The 25,730-nt window shown below is 63.6% G+C and carries 45 protein-coding genes and 1 tRNA gene; 40 read left to right on the top strand and 6 right to left on the bottom strand.

The annotated features are described in order from the left end of the window. The first annotated feature begins 11 nt into the window (after positions 1-11). Complete coding sequence (locus tag QU603_RS09115) at positions 12-332, top strand: hypothetical protein (RefSeq protein ID WP_308491076.1); 321 nt, start codon at positions 12-14, stop codon at positions 330-332. Then, positions 307-885 carry a nucleoside/nucleotide kinase family protein gene (locus tag QU603_RS09110; protein ID WP_308491075.1) on the top strand — a complete coding sequence of 193 codons (579 nt, stop codon included), beginning with the start codon at positions 307-309 and terminating at the stop codon, positions 883-885. Before QU603_RS09115 ends, QU603_RS09110 begins: the two co-directional genes overlap by 26 nt. A 61-nt stretch (positions 886-946) precedes the next feature. Here QU603_RS09110 and QU603_RS09105 read toward each other — a convergent pair whose 3' ends face one another. The 4 genes from QU603_RS09105 to QU603_RS09090 all read right to left on the bottom strand — a co-directional run bounded on the left by QU603_RS09105 (position 947) and on the right by QU603_RS09090 (position 3,245). Beyond that, entirely contained in the window at positions 947-1,426 is a 480-nt protein-coding gene (locus QU603_RS09105; protein ID WP_308491074.1) for a DUF2017 family protein, read from the bottom strand. Then, a complete protein-coding gene (clpS, locus tag QU603_RS09100; RefSeq protein WP_370655352.1) occupies positions 1,423-1,722 on the bottom strand; it encodes an ATP-dependent Clp protease adapter ClpS in 300 nt (99 codons plus the stop codon). The genes QU603_RS09105 and clpS overlap by 4 nt, the downstream gene beginning before the upstream one ends. After that, positions 1,719-2,069, bottom strand: coding sequence for a metallopeptidase family protein (locus QU603_RS09095; RefSeq protein WP_308491072.1), 351 nt, complete (start codon positions 2,067-2,069; stop codon positions 1,719-1,721). The genes clpS and QU603_RS09095 overlap by 4 nt, the downstream gene beginning before the upstream one ends. A 144-nt stretch (positions 2,070-2,213) precedes the next feature. Further along, positions 2,214-3,245 carry a zinc-binding alcohol dehydrogenase family protein gene (locus QU603_RS09090; protein ID WP_308491071.1) on the bottom strand — a complete coding sequence of 344 codons (1,032 nt, stop codon included), beginning with the start codon at positions 3,243-3,245 and terminating at the stop codon, positions 2,214-2,216. 71 nt (positions 3,246-3,316) lie between these two features. On the opposite strand from QU603_RS09090, the gene QU603_RS09085 reads away from it, so the two are divergent. Then, positions 3,317-3,658, top strand: coding sequence for a winged helix-turn-helix transcriptional regulator (locus QU603_RS09085; RefSeq protein WP_308491070.1), 342 nt, complete (start codon positions 3,317-3,319; stop codon positions 3,656-3,658). 593 nt (positions 3,659-4,251) lie between these two features. Here the strand turns inward: QU603_RS09085 and QU603_RS09080 are convergent. Then, positions 4,252-4,491: a helix-turn-helix domain-containing protein gene (locus QU603_RS09080; RefSeq protein ID WP_308491069.1), complete on the bottom strand. Its 240-nt coding sequence runs from the start codon at positions 4,489-4,491 to the stop codon at positions 4,252-4,254. Between the two features lie 110 nt (positions 4,492-4,601). Here QU603_RS09080 and QU603_RS09075 point away from each other — a divergent pair, with 110 nt between their 5' ends. From QU603_RS09075 to QU603_RS09010, 15 genes are all read left to right on the top strand, one after another. Then, complete coding sequence (locus QU603_RS09075; RefSeq protein WP_308491068.1) at positions 4,602-4,829, top strand: hypothetical protein; 228 nt, start codon at positions 4,602-4,604, stop codon at positions 4,827-4,829. Further along, positions 4,826-5,041 carry a helix-turn-helix domain-containing protein gene (locus QU603_RS09070; protein WP_308491067.1) on the top strand — a complete coding sequence of 72 codons (216 nt, stop codon included), beginning with the start codon at positions 4,826-4,828 and terminating at the stop codon, positions 5,039-5,041. The genes QU603_RS09075 and QU603_RS09070 overlap by 4 nt, the downstream gene beginning before the upstream one ends. Next, positions 5,038-5,235 (top strand): hypothetical protein, encoded by a 198-nt coding sequence (locus QU603_RS09065; protein ID WP_308491066.1) that lies wholly within the window; start codon positions 5,038-5,040, stop codon positions 5,233-5,235. Before QU603_RS09070 ends, QU603_RS09065 begins: the two co-directional genes overlap by 4 nt. Positions 5,236-5,808: 573 nt before the next feature. Then, a complete protein-coding gene (locus QU603_RS09060; protein WP_308491065.1) occupies positions 5,809-6,111 on the top strand; it encodes a helix-turn-helix domain-containing protein in 303 nt (100 codons plus the stop codon). 343 nt (positions 6,112-6,454) lie between these two features. Beyond that, the gene (locus QU603_RS09055; protein ID WP_308491064.1) at positions 6,455-6,862 is read left to right on the top strand and encodes a hypothetical protein; all 408 of its coding nucleotides are present in this window, start codon (positions 6,455-6,457) and stop codon (positions 6,860-6,862) included. Beyond that, positions 6,862-7,020, top strand: a complete 159-nt coding sequence (locus tag QU603_RS09050) for a hypothetical protein (RefSeq protein WP_308491063.1) — start codon at positions 6,862-6,864, stop codon at positions 7,018-7,020. Before QU603_RS09055 ends, QU603_RS09050 begins: the two co-directional genes overlap by 1 nt. Next, entirely contained in the window at positions 7,017-7,271 is a 255-nt protein-coding gene (locus tag QU603_RS09045; RefSeq protein ID WP_308491062.1) for a hypothetical protein, read from the top strand. Before QU603_RS09050 ends, QU603_RS09045 begins: the two co-directional genes overlap by 4 nt. 11 nt (positions 7,272-7,282) lie before the next feature. Further along, positions 7,283-7,654 carry a hypothetical protein gene (locus QU603_RS09040; protein ID WP_308491061.1) on the top strand — a complete coding sequence of 124 codons (372 nt, stop codon included), beginning with the start codon at positions 7,283-7,285 and terminating at the stop codon, positions 7,652-7,654. A gap of 5 nt (positions 7,655-7,659) precedes the next feature. Next, positions 7,660-7,848 (top strand): hypothetical protein, encoded by a 189-nt coding sequence (locus QU603_RS09035; protein ID WP_308491060.1) that lies wholly within the window; start codon positions 7,660-7,662, stop codon positions 7,846-7,848. Continuing rightward, complete coding sequence (locus tag QU603_RS09030; protein WP_308491059.1) at positions 7,845-8,231, top strand: hypothetical protein; 387 nt, start codon at positions 7,845-7,847, stop codon at positions 8,229-8,231. The genes QU603_RS09035 and QU603_RS09030 overlap by 4 nt, the downstream gene beginning before the upstream one ends. Then, a complete protein-coding gene (locus QU603_RS16435) occupies positions 8,228-8,767 on the top strand; it encodes an NUMOD4 motif-containing HNH endonuclease (protein WP_369698778.1) in 540 nt (179 codons plus the stop codon). Before QU603_RS09030 ends, QU603_RS16435 begins: the two co-directional genes overlap by 4 nt. Beyond that, positions 8,767-9,363 (top strand): hypothetical protein, encoded by a 597-nt coding sequence (locus tag QU603_RS09025; protein ID WP_308491058.1) that lies wholly within the window; start codon positions 8,767-8,769, stop codon positions 9,361-9,363. Before QU603_RS16435 ends, QU603_RS09025 begins: the two co-directional genes overlap by 1 nt. Positions 9,364-9,628: 265 nt before the next feature. Then, positions 9,629-10,000, top strand: coding sequence for an HNH endonuclease (locus tag QU603_RS09020; protein ID WP_308491057.1), 372 nt, complete (start codon positions 9,629-9,631; stop codon positions 9,998-10,000). Positions 10,001-10,373: 373 nt separating this feature from the next. Continuing rightward, positions 10,374-11,774 carry a DNA methyltransferase gene (locus QU603_RS09015; protein WP_308491056.1) on the top strand — a complete coding sequence of 467 codons (1,401 nt, stop codon included), beginning with the start codon at positions 10,374-10,376 and terminating at the stop codon, positions 11,772-11,774. Between the two features lie 12 nt (positions 11,775-11,786). Continuing rightward, positions 11,787-12,452, top strand: a complete 666-nt coding sequence (locus QU603_RS09010; RefSeq protein WP_308491055.1) for a DNA cytosine methyltransferase — start codon at positions 11,787-11,789, stop codon at positions 12,450-12,452. Here the strand turns inward: QU603_RS09010 and QU603_RS09005 are convergent. Beyond that, complete coding sequence (locus QU603_RS09005) at positions 12,436-12,627, bottom strand: hypothetical protein (protein ID WP_308491054.1); 192 nt, start codon at positions 12,625-12,627, stop codon at positions 12,436-12,438. The genes QU603_RS09010 and QU603_RS09005 overlap by 17 nt on opposite strands. A gap of 237 nt (positions 12,628-12,864) precedes the next feature. On the opposite strand from QU603_RS09005, the gene QU603_RS09000 reads away from it, so the two are divergent. From QU603_RS09000 to QU603_RS08895, 22 genes are all read left to right on the top strand, one after another. Beyond that, entirely contained in the window at positions 12,865-13,263 is a 399-nt protein-coding gene (locus tag QU603_RS09000; protein WP_308491053.1) for a RusA family crossover junction endodeoxyribonuclease, read from the top strand. A gap of 138 nt (positions 13,264-13,401) precedes the next feature. Next, positions 13,402-13,590: a hypothetical protein gene (locus QU603_RS08995; protein WP_308491052.1), complete on the top strand. Its 189-nt coding sequence runs from the start codon at positions 13,402-13,404 to the stop codon at positions 13,588-13,590. Then, positions 13,580-14,137, top strand: coding sequence for a hypothetical protein (locus QU603_RS08990; RefSeq protein ID WP_308491051.1), 558 nt, complete (start codon positions 13,580-13,582; stop codon positions 14,135-14,137). The genes QU603_RS08995 and QU603_RS08990 overlap by 11 nt, the downstream gene beginning before the upstream one ends. 164 nt (positions 14,138-14,301) lie before the next feature. Next, complete coding sequence (locus tag QU603_RS08985; RefSeq protein ID WP_308491050.1) at positions 14,302-14,613, top strand: hypothetical protein; 312 nt, start codon at positions 14,302-14,304, stop codon at positions 14,611-14,613. Then, the gene (gene ssb / locus QU603_RS08980; protein ID WP_308491049.1) at positions 14,610-15,020 is read left to right on the top strand and encodes a single-stranded DNA-binding protein; all 411 of its coding nucleotides are present in this window, start codon (positions 14,610-14,612) and stop codon (positions 15,018-15,020) included. Before QU603_RS08985 ends, ssb begins: the two co-directional genes overlap by 4 nt. 109 nt (positions 15,021-15,129) lie before the next feature. Continuing rightward, entirely contained in the window at positions 15,130-15,408 is a 279-nt protein-coding gene (locus QU603_RS08975) for a hypothetical protein (RefSeq protein ID WP_308491048.1), read from the top strand. Next, complete coding sequence (locus QU603_RS08970; RefSeq protein ID WP_308491047.1) at positions 15,405-15,746, top strand: hypothetical protein; 342 nt, start codon at positions 15,405-15,407, stop codon at positions 15,744-15,746. The genes QU603_RS08975 and QU603_RS08970 overlap by 4 nt, the downstream gene beginning before the upstream one ends. Further along, positions 15,739-16,137: a hypothetical protein gene (locus QU603_RS08965; protein WP_308491046.1), complete on the top strand. Its 399-nt coding sequence runs from the start codon at positions 15,739-15,741 to the stop codon at positions 16,135-16,137. Before QU603_RS08970 ends, QU603_RS08965 begins: the two co-directional genes overlap by 8 nt. Then, positions 16,134-16,595, top strand: a complete 462-nt coding sequence (locus QU603_RS08960; RefSeq protein WP_308491045.1) for a hypothetical protein — start codon at positions 16,134-16,136, stop codon at positions 16,593-16,595. Before QU603_RS08965 ends, QU603_RS08960 begins: the two co-directional genes overlap by 4 nt. Next, complete coding sequence (locus QU603_RS08955; protein WP_308491044.1) at positions 16,592-16,885, top strand: hypothetical protein; 294 nt, start codon at positions 16,592-16,594, stop codon at positions 16,883-16,885. The genes QU603_RS08960 and QU603_RS08955 overlap by 4 nt, the downstream gene beginning before the upstream one ends. Continuing rightward, complete coding sequence (locus QU603_RS08950; RefSeq protein ID WP_308491043.1) at positions 16,878-17,480, top strand: hypothetical protein; 603 nt, start codon at positions 16,878-16,880, stop codon at positions 17,478-17,480. The genes QU603_RS08955 and QU603_RS08950 overlap by 8 nt, the downstream gene beginning before the upstream one ends. Further along, positions 17,480-17,824, top strand: a complete 345-nt coding sequence (locus QU603_RS08945) for a hypothetical protein (RefSeq protein WP_308491042.1) — start codon at positions 17,480-17,482, stop codon at positions 17,822-17,824. The genes QU603_RS08950 and QU603_RS08945 overlap by 1 nt, the downstream gene beginning before the upstream one ends. 339 nt (positions 17,825-18,163) lie before the next feature. Continuing rightward, positions 18,164-18,799: a DUF7340 domain-containing protein gene (locus tag QU603_RS08940; RefSeq protein WP_308491041.1), complete on the top strand. Its 636-nt coding sequence runs from the start codon at positions 18,164-18,166 to the stop codon at positions 18,797-18,799. Between the two features lie 777 nt (positions 18,800-19,576). Then, positions 19,577-19,650 (top strand) — tRNA-Thr (locus tag QU603_RS08935). A gap of 406 nt (positions 19,651-20,056) precedes the next feature. Beyond that, positions 20,057-20,278, top strand: coding sequence for a DUF7455 domain-containing protein (locus tag QU603_RS08930; RefSeq protein WP_308491040.1), 222 nt, complete (start codon positions 20,057-20,059; stop codon positions 20,276-20,278). A 297-nt stretch (positions 20,279-20,575) separates the two neighbouring features. Next, the gene (locus QU603_RS08925; RefSeq protein WP_308491039.1) at positions 20,576-20,815 is read left to right on the top strand and encodes a hypothetical protein; all 240 of its coding nucleotides are present in this window, start codon (positions 20,576-20,578) and stop codon (positions 20,813-20,815) included. After that, positions 20,812-21,069, top strand: a complete 258-nt coding sequence (locus QU603_RS08920) for a hypothetical protein (protein WP_308491038.1) — start codon at positions 20,812-20,814, stop codon at positions 21,067-21,069. The genes QU603_RS08925 and QU603_RS08920 overlap by 4 nt, the downstream gene beginning before the upstream one ends. Beyond that, positions 21,066-21,296 carry a hypothetical protein gene (locus QU603_RS08915; RefSeq protein ID WP_308491037.1) on the top strand — a complete coding sequence of 77 codons (231 nt, stop codon included), beginning with the start codon at positions 21,066-21,068 and terminating at the stop codon, positions 21,294-21,296. The genes QU603_RS08920 and QU603_RS08915 overlap by 4 nt, the downstream gene beginning before the upstream one ends. A gap of 566 nt (positions 21,297-21,862) precedes the next feature. Next, positions 21,863-22,132, top strand: coding sequence for a hypothetical protein (locus tag QU603_RS08910; RefSeq protein ID WP_308491036.1), 270 nt, complete (start codon positions 21,863-21,865; stop codon positions 22,130-22,132). Then, complete coding sequence (locus tag QU603_RS08905) at positions 22,086-23,582, top strand: hypothetical protein (RefSeq protein ID WP_308491035.1); 1,497 nt, start codon at positions 22,086-22,088, stop codon at positions 23,580-23,582. The genes QU603_RS08910 and QU603_RS08905 overlap by 47 nt, the downstream gene beginning before the upstream one ends. Continuing rightward, positions 23,579-24,982: a phage portal protein gene (locus QU603_RS08900; protein ID WP_308491034.1), complete on the top strand. Its 1,404-nt coding sequence runs from the start codon at positions 23,579-23,581 to the stop codon at positions 24,980-24,982. The genes QU603_RS08905 and QU603_RS08900 overlap by 4 nt, the downstream gene beginning before the upstream one ends. After that, the gene (locus tag QU603_RS08895) at positions 24,963-25,727 is read left to right on the top strand and encodes a VG15 protein (RefSeq protein WP_308491033.1); all 765 of its coding nucleotides are present in this window, start codon (positions 24,963-24,965) and stop codon (positions 25,725-25,727) included. Before QU603_RS08900 ends, QU603_RS08895 begins: the two co-directional genes overlap by 20 nt. The last annotated feature ends 3 nt before the right edge of the window (positions 25,728-25,730 follow it).

The following is a 25,730-nucleotide window of genomic DNA, read 5'->3' as shown; positions in this document are numbered from 1 at the left end:
ACCGTGTAGTCATGCCCAACATCGCACTAGAGCTCGGCAAGCAGGTCGCATCGCTCGGCGTCGACGCCGCCTACGGCACGCAGCAAGACGTCGACGGCATTCGACTGATCCCCGTGGCCCTGACCTGGTCGGGCTTCGGGGGCGGCTCCGACGAGGCCGGCAACGGGGGTGGCGGCGGAGGCGGGTACACCGTGCCGATCGGCGCGTACATCCGTCGCGGCGACGATCTGCGCTTCGAACCGAACATCGTGTCGTTCCTGGCCGTCGCGGTCCCGTTCGTCTGGGTCGCCGGGCGTGCGCTGGCACGTGTCATCCGCGCCCTCAAGAAGTAGCCTGCTCGCCACCGCGCTGCAGTCGGGCGCTGACGAGCTCATCAGTGCCGCCGGTGGGCGCGATCGTGTCGTGGTGCTGATCGACGGCCGCAGCGGCGCCGGAAAGTCCACGCTCGCACAGCTCGTGCAGCGCGGCTGGCCCGGCGGGGGACTGCAGGTGGTCGCGCTGGACTCGCTGTATCCCGGCTGGGACGGATTGGATGCCGGCACCGCGCTGGCCTGCCACCGCATCCTCGAACCGTATCGGCGTGGGCATGACGCCACGTGGCCGCGCTGGGATTGGGTGAACGAGCGTGCGGCCGAAGAGCATCGCGTCGATGCGGACGCGCCGCTGCTGGTGGAAGGCTCGGGCATCCTGACCCCGCAGACCGCCCCCCTGGCCGATCTTCGCGTGTGGCTGGAGGCGCCCGATGAACAGCGACGGCGGCGCGCACTGCAACGGGACGGTGAAGGCTATCGGCCGCACTGGGACCGGTGGGCGGCGCAGGAACAGCGTCACCTCGAGCGTGATGACCCGCAGCGGCTTGCGACCCACGTGTTCACACTGCCCTGAAGATCATTGATCCGAAGGACCCGTCCGGAGGAACGCGCCCGGGCGATGAGAGTCCTGGCGATCACTCCTCGTCGGAGGCCTGCACCAGAAGCTCGAGCCGGTAGCCCAACCATTCATAGATGCCGAACCGCGGATCGTCGTCCTCATGGTCGTCCTCGGAGTCGATGCCCAGCCGCGAGGCGAGCACGAGACGCAGGGCGGCAAGGGTCCGCATCCATGCGTCGACCTGATCCGGCGACAGATCCACCACCATGACGTCGGCGCTCGGATCGTCGGCGTCGGGGTCGCCGAGGCACGCGAGCACCACCTCGGCGTCGTGGTCGCGCCGCCCCAGCAGGTCACTCTCGGTCAGGTCTCGGAACTGTCGGGCGGCCGCCTGGTCGTCGGGGTAGGCGTCGGGAACCAGACGTGCCAGCGCGGGATCCGCCGGAGCATCGGCATCCTCCCCGAACCCGCCGAGGAGGTCGCGGAACTGCCGAACGAGACCGGCCAGGTGCGCCGCCTCCATATGGGTGATCTCCATCACGACGGTGCGGGTCATTCGGGCGCCTTCCGGATCGTGGCCCACAGGCCGTAGTCGTGCATGGCCTGCGCGTGCAGCTCCATCTGTTCTCTCGGCCCCTCGGCGACCACGGCATGCCCTTCGTTGTGCACGGCGAGCATGAGCTTCGTGGCGACCGCGCGCGGGTAGCCGAAGTACTCGCGCAGAACGCGCACGACATAGCTCATGAGATTGACCGGGTCATTCCACACGACGGTCTGCCAGGGCCGGTCGGGGCTGACCATGAGGTTCAGATCGACCTCTTCGCCCGTATCGGGCGTCGCCGAGGCGATCATGCCCATCCCAGTTCGTGCAGTCGTGCGTCATCGATGCCGTAGAAGTGCGCGATCTCGTGAACGAGAGTGGTGTGCACTTCGTCGCGCAGCTCGGTCTCGTCGTCGCACGCGTCCAGATGCGCGTCGCGGTAGACGATGATCCGGTCGGGCAGCTCTCCGATACCGTAACGGTCGCGTTCGGTCAGGGACCACCCCTCGTACAGGCCGAACAGGTCGCGGTCGCCGTCCTCAGGGTGATCCTCGACGACGAACACGACGTTCTCGAGGCCGTCGACCATGTCGTCGGGCAGCAGGTCCAATTCGCTGACCACGAGAGCCTCGAACGCGTCGGCGTCCATCTGCATCATCGGCGGTTCACCTTCACGGGTCGGGCAGGGGGTCGTGTCCCATCTTCGCAGGGTTGCGGGCTCCGGGGTGCCCGGGGTCATCGTCGCTGGGCGATGGGCCGACGCCGCTGAGGCGGCATCGGCCCATGCGCGGTGGCAGCCCGATCAGCGGTTCTGCGCCGCGGCGTTCTCGTCCCACCCGTGCAGCACGATCTTGCCGACCGTGCGGCCCGCCTCGACGAGTTCGTGGGCCTCACGCAGTGTGGCGGCCGAGATGGGTGTCAGAGTCCTGGTGGCGGTGGTACGGATGCGCCCGCTGTCCACCAGGTCGGCGACCGTGTTCAGCAGCCTGTGCTGCTCGATCATGTCGGCCGTCTGCTCGAGCGGGCGCGTGAACATGAGCTCCCAGTGCCACGTGATGCTCCTGCCCTTCAGCGGCGACACGTCGCGGGGACCGTCATCGATCGCGACGATCTGACCGAAAGGCCGCACGATCTGCGCATATGTCTCGATCTGCCCCTGCGAGTGCGCGGTGAACACCCAGTCGACGCCGTCGGGTGCCAGCGCCAGCACCTGCTCGGTGAGATCGGCGTGGTGGTCGACGACGTGGTCGGCCCCGAGGCTTCGCACCCACGAGGCGCGCTCGTCATCCGATGCCGTGGCGATCACTATCACGTGCGGAAGCAGTGCCTCGGCCACCTGCAGCATGATCGAGCCGACCCCGCCCGTCGCGCCGACGACCAGGAGCGTTCCTGCGGACCGCTCCGTGAGATGCAGCTTGTCGAACAGGGCCTCCCACGCGGTGATGGCAGTCAACGGGAGCGCTGCCGCATCGGCGAAGGAGAGCGTTGCGGGCTTGCGTCCCACGATGCGGGAGTCCACCACATGCCGGCGCTGGTCGGCGCCTGGCCGGCCGATGGTCCCGGCGTAGAAGACCTCGTCACCCGGGGCGAACAGATCCACGTTCGAGCCCACGTCGCGCACGATGCCGGCGGCGTCGAACCCCAGGACGGCGAATCCACGTGCAGGGACGTTCGCCCGAAGCTTCACGTCGACGGGGTTCACCGAGACGGCCTCGACCTCCACGAGAAGGTCGTATGGGCCCAGTTCGGAAACGGGGGTCTCTCGGGTGATGAGCGCGTCGGGATCGGTCACCGGCAGGTTCTTCTCGTATCCAACAGCGATTGTCGTGGTCATGACAGCCATGGTTCCGCAACCCCACTGGTTACCGTCAAGGATCCTTGGTTTCCATCGGATACCATCAGGGCGTGAGTCAGATTGTCGACGAGTGCGAACGCAACGATGTGTATGCGGCGATGTGCCCGTGTCGAGACATGCTCGATCTGCTGGCCAACAAGTGGAGCGCCCTTGTCATCGGTGCGCTTGAGGACGGTCCCCGGCGGAATGGGAGCATCAAGCGGCGCTTGGAGGGGATCAGTCCGAAGGTGCTGTCTCAGACGTTGAAGCGCTTGGAGGATCACGGTCTGCTCACGCGCACCGTGTATCCGGAGGTTCCGGCCCGGGTCGAGTATGAGCTGACGAGCCTCGGACGCAGTGCCGCGGCGCCGCTGAAGCAGCTGCGCGACTGGGTGGAGCTCAACGTCGCCTGAGCGCACGCCATCGAACTGGATGCCGGTCAGCCTGACCGCGCAGACGGCCGGGCGAAAGAAGATGGGCGAGGTTCAAACCGGATCGAGAGTGGTGACTCTCGTCGAGCGCTTGAACCTCGCCCATTCGGGGTGAGTAACGGGACTTGAACCCCTTACTCGCGCAGGCTCGTTTGCCCTGTTCTGCCCCGGAAATACGCGGGAATCACGCGGATCGGGGCGGGGATGGTTAGCACTCAAAAGCACCCAAAATCACGCCTGTCTATTGGCATGCCAACAGGCGACCAACCATCGACGAGCCGTGTCCCCAAAATGGGGGACACGCACAAATCGCCGTGACCGAACCGTTACGCAACGCGGGTAATCGACCACACTCGCCGGCCTGAATGTCCAAGCCCAGGCCTAGAGTTATGGGAAATCTCTCATACTCCGACCCTCAGGAGCCTCAAGATGGACGACGACGCCGACCCACGCGAAACATCGGCAGCGTGCGGAGGTAGTTGCCCGTTAGCCCGACCGGGGCAATCGTGCCCGACCGTCGCAGAGTGGCGACGTCTCGCACATGAGTCCGGTGTCAGCGTCGGCGAACTCTACCGTCAGAGGTTGCTCTCTGCGTCCGTCAGCACCTGAGCCGGGTCGAGACCGAGGGCAAGGCACATGAGCCGCAGGTACCGCATGGTGATGTCGCGCTTCCCGGTGAGGATGCGGGAGACTGTGGCGCGGCCCAGGCCGGTCATCTCGGCCAGTTCGTCATAGGTCGGCTGACCGTGCCGGGTCTGTGCGTCTTTGAGGATCGCAGCTATAGCCCTGGTGTAGTCGTCCACGTCGGTCTCCATTCGGATAATCGTAGCGGTAGAGCGTGTCTGCGGGGTGCTGATACACGCTCCCGCTAATTGAGAACAGTTATCACTGGTTATCCGCGCGGATAACGGGTACTGTGATCCACATGGATAACGCAGAGTACGACGAAGCGATCGGCAAAACCGTCCGCTCGGCGATCCTGGCCACAGTCGGCTCCGTCAATGGCGCGGCCCGAGAGTCCGGGATCGCATACACCACCCTCGACCGCAAGCTGCGCGGACTGTCCTCGTTCAAGGCATCCGAGCTTCGACGGCTCGCGAAGATCACCGGTCGCAGTGCCGCTGACTTCCTCCCCAGGGAGGTGGCGGCATGAACGGTCAGATGGTCACCGCCGCCGAGTTGGCCGGCATTCTCCGTGTCGCGACGGCCACGATCTACCGGCAGGCGAACGCGGGCGACATCCCCGGCACACGTGTCGGCAGGGTGTGGCGGTTCGACGTCGACCGGGTGAAGACCGCTCGGGGTGCCGTCCCCACCGACTGGTCGCAGTCGCGTCGGTCCACGAGCCGGAAGCGGGTCGCGTGATGTTCACCGGCCTGAGTCTCCTCTGCTGGATCGTCGGTCTGACTGTGCTGTATGGCTCCTACAAGGTCGCGGTGTGGATCGCTGAAACACCGACTGTCGAGGACGCACCGCTGTCACGGCTTGACCGGCTCGACGGGCGCGTTGACGACGTGGACGTCATGGAGTTGTTCGCGAGGGATCGGGGTGCGCGGTGATGCGCACCTGAGTTGATCCCTCATCCTCTGGCCTCCGGGACGGTCGAACGACTCGGGAGCACTATTCGTCGCGCAATTGCGGCGGAGACAACAACATATCGCGCTGTGGATTCCGATGCCGCCCAGGCCCGGTCAGTAGCAGACGCGAGACACATACACACCTGGTACGGGCGGGCCGCTGATGGGATGCGCCGCTGTCGGGGTTGTGGAGTTTCAAGGCTGATGAACCGTGTCAGTAGGTCCGTGCTGCGGCATGTGAGACCCCATCGGTGAAGGCGAACAAGGCTGCGCTAGTGACCCCCGTGAGGGGATAGGGGCGCAGGACCGGCCACTGGGCAATGTGGCGGCGCTCTGACCAGTGGACCCCTTTTGGGTGCTGGCATCACGGAGGGATCAACCCCCTCTCAGAGCACTGCGGAGGCGGGAGGCATCACGCGCCCCTGAACACGATGCACGCACTCACCGGAACGTATGCCGTGTGTTGAGTGCATTGCAGCTCGCGTGGGGGAGGTTCACGGGTTCGAATCCCGTCTGCTCTTGTCCAGTCAAGACATAGCGAGAGGACGTTCGACTATGAACGCTACCCAGGTAGCAGCCGATCTGCGGAGAAACCGCGAACAGCATGGATGTAGCCAGCAGGAGCTTGCGGACGCCATGAACGCGGCCGGATTCTCTCACTGGTCGCAGGCCACCGTGTGGGCAGTAGAGACCGGCAATCGGAACCTTCTCTACATCGAAGGAATCACGCTGTCGTCGATCCTTCCGGGGTTCGGTATCAACAGCGACCGCATTGGCCGAAACATCATCCGAGACGCACAGACGCTCGAGAAGGTGCGCGAGTTGATCGAGACGTCATCTTCATACGATCTCGCCTGATCGACGTTGGCCCCTGAGCCTGAAATCGGTTGTCTCGGAGCATTACCGAGCAGGGGCACTAGCGACCTGGGGGTGTCGCTTTCGTCCGGTTACCGCGCTGGGGAGTGCGGGGGACCGGGCATGAAAAACCTCAGGAACTCTCCGACGCTTCGGCGCGAGGGATACCACCCGGATGCCGCACCGGGCCTGAGTGATGCGGCGGTCACGTGACGGTTCCACCCTTCCCAGACAGGGTGCCGCAGTTCGACTCTGCGGGCGTGCACGACGGGGCAGGAATACCGCATGGGCGTGGGGTCCATCCGAACCTGCCCCTCACTCACCCCGAATGGCGCAAGGAGGACTGATGGACACGCTCGTATTCACTGGCACCCTGCAGATCTTGGTCTGCGGAGAATGTCAGATTCGACACGCGATCCCGGCCGAGATGTATCAGGATCGGCTCAACAACGGCGGCAACTGGTGGTGCCCGAACGGCCACAAACTGCACTTCGAGTCGACGGAGAATCAGAAGCTCGAGAAGCAGCTCTCGCTAGAGAAGCTGCGTCGCGGGTGGGCTGAGACTTCCCTGACCGCGACTCGTGACCAACTGCATGCCACAGAGCGTTCTCTGCGTGGTCACAAGGCGGCGAAGACCCGCATCAAGAACCGGATCGCCGCCGGCGTGTGCCCGTGCTGTAACCGGTCATTCCAGGATCTGCACCGGCACATGGCCGGCCAGCATCCCGACTTCACGCATGGGGGGGCCGACTGATGGCACGTCGCGTGTTCTACGCACCGAAGTACGCGCAACGCATGCCCACCGGGATGCAGAGGTTCCGTAAAGACCTTCCGTGGCATCTGCTGACCTTGGCCCCGTTCGCACTGTGCATCGGGGCTTTCGCGTACTACCTGAGCTTGGGGGCACCGTGAGCACGCAGACAGCGGACTGGTGCGAAGACCTCGGGCCGGTTGTCATCTGCGGCACCGACATGGAGGAATACAGCCGTCGCTCGGAAGGTGAGCGGTGGTGCTTCCACTGCCGGAAGCGGCACGAGTTCTGGTGGGTGTGCATGGCACCTGTAGGGCTGTCCTACTACGGCCCGACCGCGCACATGGAAGGCATCACCCCGGAGTGCAGTGACCTGTTCCCGGGCTGGACGAGAGAGCAACCGGACTACTGAGGAGAGCAGTCATGAGGATCTACGATCACCCGTTGCCGATCGTGTGGGATGACTCACCGCGTGCACGCAGAACCGACCCGATCGAATCGCACATCGCCGCGGACGTGTCAGGCGGGAAACGGGTACCACAGAAGATCGCCGTGGCGCGTGCGCTCGAAGCTGCAGGCCACCCGATCACCGCTGATGAAGTGTTCCGACTCGCACGCCGCATGGGCCTCTACTGCACGAGGGAGAGGGTGCGCACGATCCTCGCCGAACACCGGCACTCCGAGGATCCGGAGAAGCAAGGCGAGTACGGATCCGAGTTCGTCGCCGTGTCCGGTGGACGGTCAGCACTCGGTAATGCCGCCCAGTTGTGGGCACTCAGAGAGGACAAGCAATGAACCCTATGTCGATCGACATCAAACCGCTGGTCGCAGAGTCAGTGCGCGAACGGCTGCTGGTCGCTCGCGCCCGATCCGCCGCGTTGCTGGAGGCGCTCAACCGTGCAGAAGAAGCGGCACGTGTCGCGAACGACCTGTACAAACTGTCGGTCGCGGACGAGATGGACCTCATCGATGAGGTGCTTCAACGGTGAGTTGGTCAGCGATGGTGTCGGAAGAAGAACCAGTCAAACGCATCCTCGAGGACCACCACGGCACGTACGTGCGGATGCTGCGTCTGGCGCACGAGTCGATGAAAGCGTGGGCCGATTCGGTCATGTACGACCGTGGGTTCTCCCGTGGGTGGGGTGAAGCCGTGGCCTGGTACCGCCGGCAACTGCTCGAGTGGGAGTCGCTGACCGTCGATGAGGCGATCCGTGAGCTCGGGAAAGGCGAAGGCTCGCTGTGGTGGCCGATCTTCGGTGAGGACCCGGTTTTCTGGGTCGACTGTCCGGGCGGGCACAAGTGCCTGGTGGATGCTCGCGGGCTGTGCGACAGCTGCGGGTTCGATTTCCTGGCGAAGGGATCAGAGATATGACCGAGCACAAGACCGAGGAATGGCGCCCCGTGGCCGGATTCGAGGACCGATACCAAGTATCTGACGGTGGACATGTGATGAGCCTGATCCACCCGAAGACTCGGATCCTCGCCGGAAGCATGGCAGGCGACGGCTATCGCAAAGTCATCCTCTGCCCGGCCGTTGGGAAACGCGTTCACGTATATGTGCACCGTCTTGTGCTGTCCACGTTCGTGGGGCCCTGCCCGCTGGGCATGGAGGCGTGTCATGGAAACGGCAACCGGCAAGACAATCGACTCGCCAACCTTCGCTGGGACACTCCATCGGAGAACAACCGAGACATCGTACGGCTCGGCAATCACAACTCGGCGAATCGGACCAGTTGTCCTCAGGGGCACGCCCTTACATGGCCGAATCTCGTACTGAGCGAACTACGCCATGGGGGGCGTAAGTGCCGCGCATGCAGCCAGGCGCGTGCCATCCTTCAGCGTCGCGACGGAGACGCGCAAGCGATATCCGACGAACGCTACGCGTTGATCTTGAGGGGGGTCGCGTGATGGCTGGACAGAGTTACAAGGGGCCGTTGGACTACATCGATGTCGCGGCACGCATTGTCGACTTCCGAAAGAAGCATCCCGAGGGGTCATTGACGCGCATCGGACCAGACGGATCACTGGTGGACGTTGAGTTCCGCGAGTTCGGCGGCAAGACGTGGGTCGTGTACACGGCGTTCGCGTACCGCTCCCCGGACGACATGAGACCGGGCGTCGGGACCGCTTGGGAGCCGGTGCCCGGACCAACCCAGTTCACCCGCGATTCGGAGGTCCAGAACGCGGAGACCGCGGCATGGGGGCGTGCGATCGTCGCAGCTCTCGCCGGGGACACGAAGAAGGGCATCGCGTCGGCGGAAGAGATCCGGAACCGCCAGCAGAAGGCCACAGGGCAGCCGATCCCCACACTGTCGGACGCTGACCGGATCAGGAAAGCGGCAGGCGCTCTGAGGGGCGCACAGTCCGCTGACGCGGTCGCGAAGGTGTGGGTCGATATCGAGAAGTCACGACTGCATGAGGCGCCGGAGTTGGTTGCGATCCACGACGACCTGGTGCACACGTTCAGTGGTGACGGTACCCAGTGGGACCCGTCCGATGGGTAGACCATCTGGTTTCAGCCGGGCCACAGCAGCGCTCATCGTCTCCCGTGACGGTGGGCGCTGTTCATTTCCGGGGTGTGAGAGACGCTTCTACGCGAAGAATCTATGTGCGACGCATTACCAGCAACAGCTCGCTGGCCGCGAGCTAACGTCCATTCGCTCATACACGACGCGAGGTACGCCCGTCCCTGAACGCATCGCGCGTTACACGGTGAAAGGTGAGGGGTGTTGGGAATGGGCCGCGCAGCACTCCACTAGTGGCTACGCGATGCTGACCATCGATCACCGTCCACATCCCGTGCATCGTCTGGTGTTCGAGTTGGCGCATGGCCCTCTTAGCCCGGATCTGTTCGTTGATCACAAGTGCCACAACCGCGGTTGCGTGCGACTGGAACATCTTCAATCTGCGACGAACAAACAGAACATGGAAAATCTCGCTGGTCTGCTCCGAAACAACACGTCCGGCTACCGCGGCGTCTCCCGTATCGGGAAGTCCAACCGCTGGCTGGCGTACGTCACGCACAACGGTCAGCAGATGAGACTGGGTCGCTTCGATAGTCCCGAGGAGGCAGCCGAATGCGCACGACAGGCACGAATGGAACTGTTCACAAACAACCTCAATGACCGGAGCGCGCAGTGACAACGGGATTCAGCGCACGGACCGTTCAACAGATCATCGCACGTGATAACGGCAGGTGCTTCAAATGTGGGCAGCCTGTCCAGTTGGACGAGCGCGGAATCTCATGGTCCCTGCATCACCGTCGTCCGAGAGCGATGGGTGGCAGCTCTGCCGCGTGGGTGAACCTCCCCAGCAATGGGGTGATTCTGTGCGGCACGGGCACGACCGGCGACCACGGCTGGACGGAGTCGCACCGGCACGCGGCCCGCGAGCTCGGATACCTGGTGCCACTCAACGGCATCGCACGGCCCTCTGAGGTCGCGATTCTTCGCTGGGACGGGGCGTTGGTCCGCCTCACAGATGACGGGGGAATAACCCTCATAGGAGAGACAGCGTGAAGCCTCACTACGAAGACGGTGGTCTGCACCTGTGGCACGGCTCCAACAAGGACATCCTGCCGACATTCCCGGACAACACGTTCGACTCGATCGTCACCGACCCACCATATGAGCTCGGGTTCATGGGCAAAGGGTGGGACTCATCCGGGATAGCGTACGACGTCGACCTGTGGCGCGAATGCTTGCGGGTGCTTAAACCAGGTGGACATCTGCTCACGTTCGGTGGCACACGCACATGGCACCGGATGACGGTGGCGATCGAGGACGCCGGCTTCGAGATCCGCGACTCCATCGCGTGGCTGTACGGGTCCGGGTTCCCGAAGTCGATGGATGTGGCGAAGGCGATCGCCTCGGGGACGGGTCGCCCCGAGGACATCCGCCGTCTGAGCATGGGCGAGGATTACGCACCCTCTGGGCGTGGACGAGTGAACTACGACCACGGTGGCGGCTCAGCCATGAACGGCAGGACTGGACCTGTTGAACTGTCTGTCGAGGCGGAGCGGTGGCAGGGCTGGGGTACTGCCCTTAAGCCCGCGCATGAGCCGATCGTCGTCGCGCGGAAACCGCTCGCTGTGCCGGCGTGGACCGGGCCCACGTGTATCGGATGCGGCGGCAAAGGTGTCGCACGGTTCACCCCTGCGCCACCCGCTTCGCCTTACGTCTACACGTGCCCGGCATGCAACGGTCATGGACGCGAGCCATCGATGAAGCCCGCAACTGTGGCCGAGAACGTCCTCGCGTACGGCACCGGGGCATTGAACATCGACGCGAACCGGATTCACACGGCAGGCAGCGAAGGCAAGGCCTATACGGTCAAGCGACTCAAACCTGGCGCAACCCTGAACCGCGAGGGAGGCAATTGGCGCCCAGATGATCCCAACGCCGAGGAGTACGTCGGCCACACGAAGGACGGCCGATTCCCACCGAACGTGCTACTGGATGAGTCGCAGGCGGCGGCACTCGATGAACAGTCGGGCGTACTCACCTCCGGTCTCATGAAGGCTCGCACCGAGCGTGCACCACGACCGGGCGGGACCATATACGGTGCGGACAAACGGAACATCGTCGCCGGCGACACGTACGCGGATTCGGGCGGTGCGTCACGGTTCTTCCCCACGTTCCGCTACGAGGCGAAAGCACCGTCGTCGGAGCGCCCCGAGGTGGACGGTGTTCAGCATTCGACGGTGAAGCCACTCGACCTGATGCGTTGGCTTGTCCGTCTCGTCACTCGCCCTGGCGGGCACGTTCTCGACCCGTTCGCCGGGTCCGGGACAACGGGGGAGGCGGCGCTTCTCGAGGGCATGGAAGTCACGCTCATCGAGCTCGAGGCTGACCATCTGCCGCTGATCATGCAGCGGGTGCACAAGCCATTACAACCGGCCATGTTCGGCCTCTGAGGGAGTGTCTTGATGCCTACTGAACCGAAGACGCGTCCTCGACTGTTGGACCTGTATTGTCGCGCGGGCGGTGCAGGCATGGGGTACAGCCGGGCGGGGTTCGAAGTTGTCGGAGTGGATATTGAACCCATCGACGACTACCCATTCGAATTCCATCAGTCCGACGCGATCGAGTACGTGAGAGCACATGGCAACGAGTTCGATGCAGTACACGCATCGCCACCCTGCCAGCCGCACAGCGCGCTCACCAAAGGCACGAACAAGGGCCGCACCTACACCGACTACATCAAAGAGACACGGCTCGCGCTGTGGGCACTGAACAAGCCCTTCATCATCGAGAACGTCCAAGGTGCACCGATCCGCCGTGACGTCGTGCTGTGCGGTGAGATGTTCGGTCTGAACGTCATCCGTCACCGATACTTCGAAGTGCACGGTTTCCCGTCTGAACAACCCGTGCACATCCCGCATCGCGGACGTGTACGGGGTTGGCGTCATGGGCGGTACTTCGACGGACCGTACCTCGCAGTCCACGGCGACGGCGGCGGCAAAGGCACCGTCGCGGAGTGGCAGACGGCGATGGGTATTGATTGGACGTCCGACCGGAAGAACCTCGCTGAGGCTATCCCGCCGGCGTACACGGAGTTCATCGGACGTCAACTGCTCAGTGTTTGTCGGTGATCGTGTCACCGAAGTCTTGATCGCTCATCCACTGCTGAACCTCTTCATCCGTAGCACGTTCACGGATCTTGCCGTCTCGACTGCGCCATTCGACGTACGGGTCCGCTGAGCCTCGGTCTTCGACCGGGAGCAGGTACAGGATCGTGCCGGTCTCGTCATGCGTTTTCGTCATCATGCGCCGCAGTCTAGGGCGTTTCAACCACTACCCGAGGGGGTTCCAATGACCATTCAACGGCTCCGGTGTATCCGGTGTGACAACCCAGACTGCACGGCACGTCTGGTCGCGTTCGAGGGCGAGTCGATAGGCGAGTTGCGGGAACGTGCACGTGTCGAGAACGGGTGGCGGACTGTGCCGTCGTTCGAGGCTGGCGGGCACACAGACATCTGCAGGATCCATGCGTAGGAGCGGGAAATGAGACACGTCCAGTTCACAGTGCACGGGATACCGGCACCACAAGGGTCCAAGCGAGTGTTCATGGTGAAGGGCCGGCCGGTACTCACCGACGCGTCGAAGAACCTGACACCGTGGCGTGACTCGGTAGCGTCCGCGGCGCACGAGGCCGCTCAAGGGGAGATGTTCGACTGTCCGCTGTTCGTACACCTGCACTTCCGGATGCCGCGCCCCAAGACGATCAAGCGCGTCCACCCGACCGTCGCCCCTGACCTCGACAAGCTCGCGCGTGCAGTGTTCGACGCGATGACCGCGGGCGGACTGATCCGTGACGATGCGCTGATCGTGTCCGCGTGCGTGAACAAGAGGTACGACGACGCGCCGGGCGTGTGGGTGAGCGTGAGGGAGGAAACGACGTGAACCAGCGTAAGTGGAACGTGGTCAAGCGGTACTCGGAGTGGGTGGCGTATCCGCCGCTCTCGTTCGATGGGATCAGCTTCAGGTCGTGGCGTGCCGCGTACAGCTACGCCCACTGGGCATCAAGAAGGGACTGACGGCATGAAGCTCACATCGAGCGAATGGGAGTTGGCGTTGGGTGTTCTGGTACTCGACCCGGATGGTTGGGATCGGCAACGGCTCGAAGAATCGTGGGCAGAGTTCATCACCGAGGGCGAGTTCCGGGCGCGCTGCATGCTGTCCACGACCACGACAGATCCGCTGTGGGTCGGTGGTACCGATGGCGCGTGAACGTGCGACGATCAACATCGATATCTGGTCTGACGCGGACTTCCGCGACCTGACGGCACCGGCACAGTCCCTGTACTTCAAGCTCACGTCACACCCGAAGCTCGACTACTGCGGGTGTGTGGAGTTCCACCCGGGCAGGCTCGCTGCGATGTCTCGAGAGATGACCAGCGGCGACGTGATGGTCGCGGCGCAGGAACTGTCCGACAAGTGGTTCTGCGTGTTCGACCAGTCCACGGATGAGGTGTTGGTCAGGTCGTTCCTGAGGCATGACGGTCTGATGAAGCAACCGCGACTCGCGGTGTCTGCGGCGAAGGCGTATGGGGCGATCGCGTCGAACAAGATCCGTGCCGTTGTTGTGCATGAACTGCAACGGTTCAAGCGTGAGAACCCGGATCTTCTCGCATGGGAGAAGCCGCAAGTGATGACGTTATTGAAGCAACCGGCGGTGTCTGTGCGAGAGACAAGAACGGATCTTGAGTGGGACTTCCCGGGGTTCTTGCCCATCCATAATTTGGAGGCTACGACCGACGCTACGGCCAACGTTTAGGCGAAAGTTTGGGCAAGGCTACGGGCGGCGCTACTACTACTACGTCTACATCTACTACTACAGCTACGAATCTAAAGATTCTCGCTCGTCAGCGTGACGAGTTATCCACAGGTCACTGTCTCGGGTCTCCCGAGGTCGTGACCTTTTCCATTGAGAGGGTTTCGATGAGAGCAAACGTCGAGATCAGTGACGCGTCCGTAGCGATGATCCGCCGTGTTGCCCGTGAAGAACAGGTCACGAACAGTCAAGCCCTCGAAATCATCCTCGCCCGTGTCCGTGGGGTGAAGAACGCATCCCTCGCCGACCTCGAGTTCGCGGCGTTCATCGAACGCCTGCAGTCGGACCGGCGGCGGATGAACCGGCTCCGATACCAACGGTTCGAGGTCCCGTCGTGGGAGGCCGGGAAACGACGCTACGACCAGAAGACCGAGGAACTGCGTCTGATGATGACGCACGAACAGAAAGCAGCAGCATGAGCTACACCACGATCATCGGCAACACGACGTCGGACATCGACATCAGATTCACGAAGTCAGGTAAAGCGGTGGGGAGTGTGACCGTCGCGGAGAACATAAAACGTGGCGACGATGAGCGGACGTTCTTCCACCGGGTGACCTTGTGGGGGTCGTTGGCGGAGAACGCGTCGAAGCTCCCGAAGGGGACACGGGTGATCGTCACCGGCCGGCTCGAGCAACGCGACTACGAGACACGTGAGGGCGAGAAACGTCAGTCGTGGGAGGTCACGGCTGATGGGTTCGGCCCCGATGCACGGTTCGCGCAGGTTGAGGCGTCACGCACGGAGCGCCGTCAGGAAACACAAGCCGGCGCATGGTCGGTGCCAGCAGAGACGGGATTCAACGATGCCGACTCGACGCCGTTCTGACCCTGACTGCCCGTACTGCCACGGTGCCGGGGAACTGATCGTGACACGTGACCCTGACCTGGACATGCCGTGCGTGTGCACATGGGAGCACACCATCGAAAGGACCGAAATGATCGAGGAGTGGACGCCGACGACTGAGCAGGTGCGCGACGGCTACGCGATCGACCCCGAAGCGGAACACCACGACCCGATCGGATACCCGCAGTGGGAGCGTTACGCGCGCCGTGCTTTCGACCGCTGGCTCGCCGCTCACGACGCCGAGCTGCTCGAGCGGGTGGCGGACGAGTACGCGGCGCAGCCCGAACAGGAGCGCGTCTACTTCTCGAAGATCATCCGCAACTGGTTCCGCGGCCGCGCCGCCCAGATTCGGAAGGAGGCGGGACTGTGACCGACGAAGAACTGATCGAAGCCGCCGCGAAGGCCGCATACGAGGGCGCATTCCTGAAGCACGCACCTGAGGATGTAGACCGCTGGGAAGACCTGGTTGTCGACAACATCCCGGCCGTCGAGTCTTGGCGCGAGGTTGCGCGGCACGTGCTGACCGTGCTCGCGTCCGCCCGCCAGGACGACTGGGAGTACCGGACGGTCGGCGACTGGATGATGTATGCATCGCTCGAAGAACTGCGTGAGGACTTCCGAGATCCCGATGTCGAGATCGAGCGCCGCCACCCCGCCACCGAGTGGGAGCCCGTACCCGACACCGAAGGGAGCAAGACCGATGAGTGAAGCAATCGAGCAAGCCGAGGCGGTGCTCGCCGCGTTCGATGATCCCGAGTCGAGGTGGCAACCGAATGAGGCGGACCTTGCCCTGACCGTTCGAGACCTCCTCGCCGAGCACAAGCGGGTGCTGGCTGAGATGCACCAGCGTGAGCTGCACCACTTCGAGACGGAGCAGATGCTCACCGAAGCCGGCATTGACGTGGACTCCTCCGTCGAGGAGAAGCCTGCGTGCGAGACGTTCGCGTGGGTCGGACAACCGTTCACCCACTGTGACGACTGCGGCCGTCCGTACTGGGAGCACACGTATGAGTGGGGTCTCGGCGCGAACGCCGGTAAACGGATCAAGATCACCGACGCCGCGCGGGTGCGAGCCCGTGCGAGATGGGAGCAGTCATGACCGAGCTTGACGAAGCCGTGAAGCGACTGTGGAACGCGATACCTGCTGGCCAGTTCGGATTCGGCCAGTCCGAAGACGACATCCGCACCGTGCTCGACGCCCTGGCCAAAGCACAGATGAAGCTCAGAGCACATCCGCGAATCCAGGAGGCTGACTACTTCCGAGAGGTGCTGGCCCGCGCCGAAGCCGCCGAGGCCGAGAGCGTGCGTCTGAGAACGCTCTGGGAGAAGACGGACGCTGATGACTTGATTGCCCGAGCCGACGCCGCCGAGGCCGAGCGTTACGTCCTGCAAGCCCGCATCGACGAAGCGCTGGCCATTGCAGCCCATTACGCGGTCGTCCCCGGTGACACGTCGCAGCCCGCTCCGTCGTATTACGTCGCAGTCGGGTCGCAGGTTGTAGCCGACCGGATCAGGGAAGCACTGTCCACCCCGAGCAAGGAGGAATACCAGAAATGAGCAACACCTGGAAGGACCGGGCGCGGGATGCCGCGCTCAATGGGTTCACGTTCGACGCGCTGATGCACGAGATCGTCGGGCGTGCATCGACGTTGATGGTCGGTGACCGCGAGTTCGACGACCGCGAGGCAACTCAGGTCGCCGTCGATGCCGAAGCTGCCGTGCTGGAGTTCCTGCGCGTCGCGATCAACCAGCAGAGCATCGATGCCGCGGCGGACATGGCCGACTGGGAGATCGTCGAGCTGATCGGGCAGGCTCCGTGCTTCGGGATGGAGAACCCCGATGCTTGACCGTGAGCAGATGATCGAGGAAGCCCAGCGAGTCGCGTTTGATGCGTATCGGCGCGTCCCGTGGGGAAAGGATGCGTGGGAGGCGGTTGCCGAGGCGGTGTTTGCCGTCTTCGAGCAGTCATCCGCCCCCACCGACCAAGACGATCGCGAGGCGCTGGAGCATGGCGCCCCTCCCCGGATCATGTCCCCGCATATCATCACCGGGGTCGCTGGCCACGCCCCCGCCGAGCGCTCTGACGACTACGAAGCCGGGTACACCGAGGGGTTCCATGACGGGCTGTCCACGCCGCGCGGGAGCGCTGAGGATGACCGCACTCCCACCGAGCACCCGGAACCGCCGAAGTGCACCTGTAGCCCAGCGTCCATCGTCAGCGACGGACCGAACGTCGACTGTCCGATCCATGGTGCCGACCGGGATTACTACCGGGACGAAAGCAAGCGGTGGGAGGACCGCGCCTATGAATACTCGAAGCGCGCAGACGCCGCCGAGGCGAAACTCGCCCGGATCGCTGGGGTACTGGACGACGACGAGCGATCCTCGGTGATCCTGGCCGTGATCCGAGGAATCATCTACGACGACAAGGAGGGCGACTGATGACCACCCACATCGAGCAGGCGATCTTCGAGGCGCTGGCGGACCGGCTGGGCGAGCATCCGAGGGCTCGAAACTACGAGATCGCAGACAGCGGAGAGTACGAGACCAAGCTGGACGGTCCGATCGACGTGGAGATGCTTGCCGAGTGGCTGGTCCCGACCGTGCTCGCCACCCGCCCGGAGCCTCCGGTGACGGACGCCGAGGTCGAAACGGCGGCGCGGACGCTGTGGCGTGCCGACGACGCCGAAATTGACACGTCGTGGGCGTCGAACCGTGGGTTCTACACGGACACCGCCCGCGCCGCTCTGGAGGCTGCCCGAGCCACACGAGAGGGGAAGAAGTGATGGATTTTGACGACGAGCGAGTTATGGCAGTCGTAACCGGTTCACCGGAAGTGCGTCTGCTCGCGTGCGTGGCGTGCGGGGTCTTGCTCGGGGATATCGACGCCCACTATGCGGCGACGCACCCAGAGGGGAACGAATGACCGCCGCAATGGACGACCGGTGTGAGGACTGCGGACATGTGGCTGACTGCACGGGGAACTGCGGTTGTAACCGTGCGTCAACCTCACAATCCGTCCTGTACGGCGCTGTGCGCTCCGCGGACGCGTCAGAACCTCGACCAGGTACAACGAACTACACCCGTGTAAGTAAGCCGCTCAAACGGGCACTGAGGGAGAAACCATGAGTACCGATGTTGAAGTCCTCACCCGCACACATAAACGGGGGATACACACAATCGACGGTTTCGAGGTCCACTCGGAACCGTCTCTCATTTCCCAGCTCAGGGAAGCGATCTTCGGGTCCGGTGTCGCCGACAACTCCGGGCGCGGGCACAGGTCGAAACTGCCACTGCAGGCCGCAGCATTGGACCTGTACACCGACATCGACACGGAGATCACCGTGTGCTGGGCGGAACAGTTCGAGCTCGTGCCAGGGCCGGAACGACTCGAGCAGATGCTTGCACGGTGGGCGGCGAAGATCGACGACGACACGATCGTCACCGTGAACGGTCGGGACATGTACGCAAAGGACGCCGTGAAGGGTTGGGAGCAACGCATCCGCGACTACTTCGACCCGCCGCGCATGGCCGAAATCCAATCACCGTGCGTGTCCTGCGGTGAACGGTACGTGTACCGGTGGGTGGACGGTGAGAACGTCCGGTCGTCCGCGTTGGGGTTCCGACGTGATAGGGACACGGGGGAGACGTTGGATGCGAGGTGCGCGGCGTGCGGGGTCGTGTGGACCCCGGCACAGTTCAAGTTCCTCGCCGAACAGATCGCCAAGACTGAGACCATGATGGGAGGATCAAAACTATGAGTAAGACGCGCTGGGTGATCGGCTGGCACGGAGACCTCGTGGATGACGTGCAGGAGACGGGCGGGTGGGCGTGGATACGCATCAAAGTCCTCATCTGGAAAGCGATGCGAGCACGCGAGATCGTGCATTGGTTGAACCGACTGTGTGACACGCGAGACAGAACTACACGCATGTGATTCGTTTCTGCTAGCATCGGTAAGTGCCGGGGGACAGGTTTGTCCACCCGGCTTTCTTATGCCCGCCCCGGTCCCCAGCCCGGCGGGCATCATTCGTCCCGGCGTAGCGGCTACGGTCGCCGGTCGGTGACAAGCCGCACCCCGAATGCGGCGACAAACCTCAGGGGGGACTTGAGGTCACAACTGAACATGGCCGAGCCGGCGTATTAAGCCGTGGCGGTCACGGGCCTGACAGGGAAGCCCGACGCGCATGTCAGTGGCGATCACGCCTCACCTCGCCATGCGGTCGGATATCCGGTTTCGATTACCGGCAGGTCCACCGGGACGGCACTCCAATGCTGAGATAACCCGCGGAGGGATAGCCCGTATCTGGACCTCGCACCACCGACCAGGACGCTTCGCCTGTTGGAGCAGACGTCGTGTCCCTCAACGTCGGTGGGTCACTGTTCGATGGTGTCGTTTGCCGATACCGACCCGTCGACGGAAGTATATCGGCTCAGCAGTTCCTCCGTGGCTCCTGCATGGTGAACCCGAACCAAAAGCTACGGCCTGCCCACCACAACCTTTCAGGTATCAAATCCGCGTGCGGTTGTGGTGGTGCGCCACGGTAGCTCATCAGGCTAGAGCGGCTGTCTTGTAAACAGCGGGTGCGGGGTTCGAGTCCTCGCCGTGGCACAATGCGAGGCCGAGTTGGCGGATTGCGACTGAGCCCGACGCGGGCCGAGTACACGCTCCCGCCGAAACGGAGTTGCAACCCTCGCAGAAGTCCACGGCCGAATACAGCCGGTAAGGGCGGGATCGTGGAGCCAGTGATGGCCGAGCCTGTGGATGCCCCCGCCGCCGTGGCATCTTCCATCTTGCGTGTGAACCTCTCCGACCGAACACCTGTCAAACGGGCCGCGAAGTCGCACGCATCCTCTTGAAACTCCACAACCTCCTCGGGAGGCGTCATGTTCGAGCCGAAGCCTTGCCCTGTGTGCGGGTGTGCTCTGAGTGCTGCTCTCGCTGACGCTATCGGCAACCCCGACGCCCCCGAAACCTGTCCCGCGAAACCGTTCGTTCCAACGTTCATCGTGTAGCCATGGACACGCCCGTCGACATCGTGGACCGCATCAAGGTCGTCGAAGTCGAGCACGACACGTGCGACCGGTGCGGCCCCTCAGTTAAAGCATTCGTCTACGCGAAGATGCACTCCGGTGTCACACTCACCTACTGCGCCCACTGCGGGACCAGGTTCTGGGAACAACTCAACGCGCAAGCATCAACGGTTATAGACCTCCGGTACATGGTCGGGTTCGCATGAGGTTCACTCTGGGCCTGACCCTCGGCATCATCATGATGACCATCATGTGGCGCTACCACGGCATGATCCTGTACACGATCTTCACGTTCGCTGACCCACCCGAAACCAGACTCCGGAGGCGGAAGTGGCAACCGAAGCCGTAATCAAGGTCGACGCCGTGATCCGAGACATCCCCGGCGAATGCCCCGGCTGCGGGTTCGATGCGCTCCGTCAGGTCGTGATGCTCCACCTGACCAGTGCAGGTGTAAGCACGCTCGCGGAGCGAACCTACTGCGGACGATGTGAGGCGGAACGATCATGAAGCGACCAATCGTTTTCGGTCGCAAAGTGGTCACCGAGCCACTGAACCGTGATGCGACACGCGCGATCGCCGGCTTCATCAATGCTCACACCGACGAGCTCCGGGTGCTGCTCGAGCCGTACGGCGTAGACCCCACCGACATCCTGGAGCCAGCATACGAACGGTGCATCTCGGAAGATGAAGCACCGATCTTCGCACGTATGGCGCGCGAAGACTACCGGAGACCGCGACGATGAGCGACGATGAAGCGCAGGCCGCGAAAGACCGCCTCCACGCCGCAATCCGCGAATACCACGACACCGTATACCCGGGCCAGTACGTCGAAGCCTGGGTCCTGTGCACACACCGACTCTCCGCCGAACTCGAACAAGCCAACTCGTCAGTCGTCGGCCATCTTGTCCCCACCGGTCAACCCTGGCCCATGACGGTCGGCATCCTCCGCATCACATCACAGCAGGCCGAGAACTCGGGCGAGGACGACGACGAATGACCCGCCCCGCCTACATCTGCGATGACTGCGGACGCATCTGCCACAACCTCGCCGAACTCGCCACATGCTGCGACCCGATCAACGAACTCCACGACCCCAGCCTCGACCCTGCCGAAGAGTTCACCATCGGGAAGCGCGACGCACCGGTCACTGTGGACACGCACCCGCTCGGCATCACCGCCCGCGCATACGGCGACAACCCCGCAGTCATACTCGGCGAGGACTAACCCGGGGGCATCAGGCGAGGGGGAGGGCACAGTGGCCACCCCACGACACAACACCAACGGGGCCAGACGCCGAGCCATCGTCGCCCGAGTCCGGGCCGAAGAACCCAACTGCGCACTCTGCGGCCTCCCCATCGACCGCACCCTCCGCTACCTCCCAGGCCAACACGGACGCACCTGCCCACGCACCACCTGCACCGGCTGCGTCCCACACCCACTCTCAGGCGAAGTCGACGAAGACCTACCACGCGCAAGAGGCGGATCACCCTACGACCGCAACAACACCCACCACCTACACCGACGCTGCAACGCATGGAAATCCACCATGACACTCGCAGAAGCCAAAGCGAAGCTCGCACAAACCCACACGCCAGCCCAACCATCCAACATCTGGTGACACGAACCGCGAACGACCCATTCGAACATCGGCACGCGGACATTCGAACATAGGTGGCACCCCACCCCCCACCCCCGCCGGACAGGAACCCCCCGGGAGCAGGGCCGCTCTCCCCCCGCCGTTTTCCACCAAGGAGGTGTTCGGCATGGTTCGAACACGTGTTCTCCGTGCGGTGGCTGAGGATGAGGTGCCGCGGCGCCCTCCGACGTCGATCGAGGAGGCCGCCGAGCGGGATGACGACCTGTGGCAGTTGAAGCTGACGCGGAAGGTCATTGCCCGGAAGTTGGATGACCCGAATTGCCCGTCGCGTGACATGGCGTCGCTGTCGATCCGGTTGATGCAGCTCGGCAAGGAGATCGCTGTTCTTGAGCAGCGGAAGGCTGAGGAAGGTACGGATGCCGCAAACGTCGCAGACGAAGCGTTCGACGCGTCGGCTGTCTGAGGTTGCTCGGCATGTGGTTGTGCCGGTCGGGATCGTGTCGACGGGGTGGCCGGCTGTTGAGGCGCGGATCCGTGAGTTCGGTGACGAGTTCGATGAGTGGCAGCGGGGCGCGTCGAAGCTGATCTTGTCGAAGCGTGAGAACGGCGATTACGCGGCGACTATCGGCGGCATCACGTTGTCGATTCCTCGTCAGGTGGCGAAGACGTACATGGTCGGTCGGATCGTGTTCGCGTTGTGCACACTGTTCCCGAATCTGACGGTGTTGTGGTCGGCGCACCGGACTCGTACCGCGTCGAAGACGTTCGCGTCGTTGCGTGGGTTCGCGGGGCGTAAGTCGGTGGCGCGGTTCGTGGAGTCGACCCGTGCGACGAATGGTGAGCAGGAGATCTTGTTCACGAATGGGTCTGTGATCATGTTTGGTGCCCGCGAGATGGGGTTCGGGCGTGGGTTCGATGAGGTCGACATTGAGGTGTTCGATGAGGCGCAGATCCTGACGGAGAAGGCGCTTGAGGACATGGTGGCGGCGACGAACCAGTCACGGTTCCCTGCGGGCGCGCTGCTGTTCTTCATGGGGACGCCTCCGCGGCCTGTTGATCCGGGTGAGGCGTTCACCACCAGGCGTCATGAGGCGTTGTCGGGTGAGTCTGAGGATGCCGTGTACATCGAGTGTTCGGCTGACCCTGACGCGGACCCGGACGATCGGGGGCAGTGGGCGATCGCGAACCCATCGTACCCGCACCGCACGCCGTTGCGGTCGATGCTGCGACTGCGGAAGAACCTCCCGAATGACAACTCGTGGAAGCGTGAGGCCCTCGGGATCTGGGATGAGGACCGTGGGTCTTCCGGTCCGCTCGCACCGTTGTGGGGCGGGTTGCAGGTGCCGGAGGATCGTGTTCCCACGGAGGGGCAACGAGCGTTCGGCGTGGCGTTCAGTGTGGATGGGATGCGGGTTGCGGTGGGTGGCGCGCTCGTCGCTGAGGATTCAACGCACGTGGAACTGTTGGATGCGTTCGCTGGGGCGATCGAGCAGGGGCTCGCACCTCTCGCTGACTGGTTCGCGGAGAAGGTTGGCGCGGTGCCTCGGTGGCGTCGTGCACGCGCGATCGTGATCTCGGGTCGTGCCGGCGCTGGTGTGCTCGAGCAATTGTTGATTCAGCGGGGTGTGCCGAAGCGGCGGATCATCCTGCCTTCGACGGGTCAGTATTTGCAGTCGTGCGCGATGCTGTTGGATTCGGCGCGTGACGGGTCTCTGACGCATAAGGGCCAGGAACAGTTGGATGCTTCCGCGTTGTCGGCGGTGCAGGTTCCGCGTACTCGTGATGGCGGTTGGGGGTGGGGTTCTGTGTCGGATGAGACCCCTGTTGAGGCCGTGGGTTTGGCGTTGTTTGGTGTGAAGTCGCGTCCTGTGAAGCAGGCGTCTGAGCGTGGACCGAGGGCGGTGATCCTGTGACAGACGTTGTGCTGCCTGTGCTTCCGGCCGTTGATCTGGGTGATGATTCTGACCTGTTCGGTGACTTGTGGGAGGTGTGGAACCGTCGCCGTCGCCGGAATCTCACCCGTTCGGTGTACTACGACGGTGAAGCGGCGCTGAAAGACTTCGGCATCAGTCTGCCTCCGCAGATGTCGGGCATTGCTGCGGCGTTGGGGTGGACCGCGAAGGGTGTCCACGCGTTGACGGACCGTTCCCGTTTTGAAGGGTTCGTGGACGCGTCGGGCGATGTCGACCCGTACGGGCTCGAGCAGATCATGTGGGAGAACCGGTTCCGGGTGGAGCTTCCTGCGGCTCAGATCTCTTCCGCTGTCCACGGATGTTCGTTCCTGACCGTCACGCCGGGTGACGTCGGCGCTGGTGAGCCTTCGGTGTTGGTGATCGCGCGTGCAGCGGAAGACTCCGCTGCTATCTGGGACCGTCGCCGCCGCACACTGAAGGGCTTCCTGTCGGTCACGGACGTCGACAACGACGGGCTCGTGTCCGAGATGATCATGTACACGCCGTTCTACGTGCATGTGATTTCCAAGGCGCTGAATGGGTGGGACGTTTCTTCACGTCCGCACCGTTTGGGACGTGTGCCGGCGGCGGCGCTGGTGCACAAGTTTGAGCTGCGTCGTCCTCTGGGTCATTCGCGTATCACCGCGGCGTCGATGTACTTCCTCGACGCGGCGCTGCGGAACATCGTCCGCATGGAGGTGTCGTCCGAGTTCTATTCGGCCCCGGAGTACTGGCTTTTCGGCGCGGATGTGTCCCAGTTCGCGGGCGGTGACCGTTGGTCTGCGGTGATGGGACGGATCAAAGCGCTCCGGTACGACCCGGATGAGGGCGAACCGGAACCGACGCTGCAGCGTTTCAACGGTGCGTCGCCGCAGCCGCACACGGAGACTCTGCGCACGTGGGCGAACCTGTTCGCTGACGACCAGGATCTGGATGTGAAGTTCGCGGACACGTCGAACCCGTCGAGCGCGGACGCGATCTTCGCGGCGAAGGAGACCCTGATCACCACCACGCGGGATCAGAACGCGTTGTGGGGTTACGGGGATGTCGACGCGATGAGCATGGCCGTGATGTTGCGCGACAACCTCGACGCGCCGCCGGAGCAGATGCGCACACTGCGGGCGTCGTACACGGACCCGGCGATCGTGTCTCCCTCGGCCCGTGCCGATGCGTACACGAAGATCGCCGGTCAGGATCCGGTGTTCGCGACTTCACGTGTGGGTCGGCAGTACGCGGGTCTGTCGCTTGAGCAGATCGATCAACTCGAGGCGGAAGGGCGACGCGCGCAGGCGCTCCAGTTGCGGACGGGTGTTGCGGCGGCGGCGGGTGCGGCGGTGGAAAGTGCTGCTGTCGGAAGTTGACGCGCACCGTGATGATGTCGCCGCGATCACCACGACGGCGGCGTCGGATCTGACCACATACGGAAACACGATCCTCAACGAGGCACCAGAGAAGGTCGCCGGTCAGTTGCGAGCCGCGTCCACGGCGGTGATCTCCACCTACGGGGAGACTGCGGCCGTGACGGGTGCGTTGTTCTATGAGACGCAGCGACCCAAGCCTGGTTTCACCGCGCAGCTTGCCACCCCGTCGCTGGGTGAAACGCTGTCGTCGGAGCTTGGTTGGGCGTTGGTGCCGCTGTTCACCCCGGAACTGTTCGAGCTCGGGCCGGCTGAAGCGTTGAACCGGCTGGGCGGTGTGACGCAGAAGTATGTCGCGAACATGGACCGCCAGACGGTGTTTCAGGCCGCGAAGAAAGACCCGACGTCGACGGGTGTGCGGTGGTATGCGTCTGCGAATGCGTGTGCGTTCTGTGCGCTGATGTCGGCGCAGGAGGCTCGGACATCCGATCCGCATTGGCATGATCACTGCCACTGTGTGGAGGTTCCGTCGTGGGATGGCTCGCCTATCCCTGACGCGGAATACATGGACGAGTACGGACGGGCCGCGTCTGGCGCCCGTCAGTACCTGATGGATCAGCACTACAACCACCCGGATTATCCGAAGTTCCGGTCCGATCGCCGCTTCTTGAAAGCGCACCCGGAACTGTCGATCAACAACAAGAACCTGACCCGCGTGATGCGCGAGAGGTACGGGTTCGACCACTGACTT

It is taken from the genome of Microbacterium terrisoli (assembly GCF_030866805.1).
GTDB classification, from domain to species: Bacteria; Actinomycetota; Actinomycetes; order Actinomycetales; family Microbacteriaceae; genus Microbacterium; species Microbacterium terrisoli.
Note: the sequence above shows the minus strand (reverse complement) of the source record. Positions and strands in the feature narration are given on the sequence as shown.